Source organism: Roseburia sp. 1XD42-69 (genome assembly GCF_003612565.1).
GTDB lineage: Bacteria > Bacillota > Clostridia > Lachnospirales > Lachnospiraceae > Roseburia_B.
The window spans coordinates 1-1,067 of the sequence record NZ_RAZG01000230.1 but is presented as its reverse complement, the minus strand read 5'-3'; the positions used below and the strand labels follow the sequence as shown (position 1 = coordinate 1,067).

The window sequence follows — 1,067 nt, the reverse complement described above, 5'->3', positions numbered from 1 at the left end:
AGTTGCTGGAGAAGGTTTTTAAAAATAATACATCTGCATATGAGGGCTTTGGTGAGATACTGGCTCTTATATGTATGGGGATTATTACAACTGGAACGGCGAATAGCGGGCTGGTATCGAAAAAAGGAGTGTATTATGAGAATAATGAGTCTGTAGAAGATTTTATAAAGAATAATGTTCATCCTGGCTTTCAGCAAAATGTAAAAGAAGCTTTTATGAGTGATGCACGAGTAACAACTTTAAAGCAAAATACGACAGTGTATAGGTATCATGGAGGGGGATCAAGTGGGAATAGTTATTGCTATACGCCGAATCAGACAGCAAATCCTGGAGGAGATTTGGCATTGCCACCTGGAAATACTTATCAATATATGGATACATATATTGTACCCGAAGGAACAACTATTTTAGAAGGTACGGTCGCACCTAATTTTGGACAACCTGGTGGGGGATATCAATTTTACGTCCCAGATCCATCCGTAGTTAAAAAACAGTGAGAGGTTAAGTATATGGAGAAATTTAGAGAACAATTATTAAAAACATTAGAATTGTGTAATGATGAACTTATGAAACGAAAGAAAGGTATACTAGGAGAAAGTACACAAGAGCAGTTGGAAACAGTAATTCTTCCAGAATTAGAACAATTACTAAAAATAGTAGATGACAATACATTACCCCAAAAAGACCAAAGGTATTTGATTTCTTTTGCTAGTGCATTTACTATTTGGGGATGGGATATGCAAAATCCTACAGACATATTTCTTTTGATTACAAAATTAAATAATGATTATAAACATCTTTAATGATATCTCTAGAATAATTTTTTCAAGATGTATTATTAGCAGAATACATGAAGCATGTTATAGATTGTTTTGTTAAGTTAAGAGTAATGTATCATTGAATGAAGTAAATTACATAATTCAGTGGAAACATACATTCTTTTGTTAATTATGTAACTCAAACTTCGCACATAGATTTAGCCTATGCACCTTGAAAATTCAATACTGGCAGTTATTCAGTTATCTTAATTCCTATGCTATGCTGCTTGAAGCTGTGTCCTCAGTAAA

Annotated in this window: 2 protein-coding genes; both read left to right on the top strand. The window is 33.5% G+C overall.

What is annotated here, in order from left to right; all coding sequences use genetic code 11:
- The coding region (locus D7Y06_RS25280) for a glycohydrolase toxin TNT-related protein (protein ID WP_147415792.1) at window positions 1-497 on the top strand (497 nt) is incomplete at its 5' end.
- A 12-nt stretch (window positions 498-509) separates the two neighbouring features.
- On the top strand, window positions 510-803 hold the full coding sequence (locus tag D7Y06_RS25275; RefSeq protein ID WP_120410213.1) for a hypothetical protein: 294 nt from the start codon (window positions 510-512) through the stop codon (window positions 801-803).
- The last annotated feature ends 264 nt before the right edge of the window (window positions 804-1,067 follow it).

What these genes read in the sequence shown, in the direction of transcription:
- D7Y06_RS25275 (WP_120410213.1), top strand. Translation starts at nt 510, where the DNA reads ATGGAGAAATTTAGAGAACAATTATTAAAAACATTAGAATTGTGTAAT.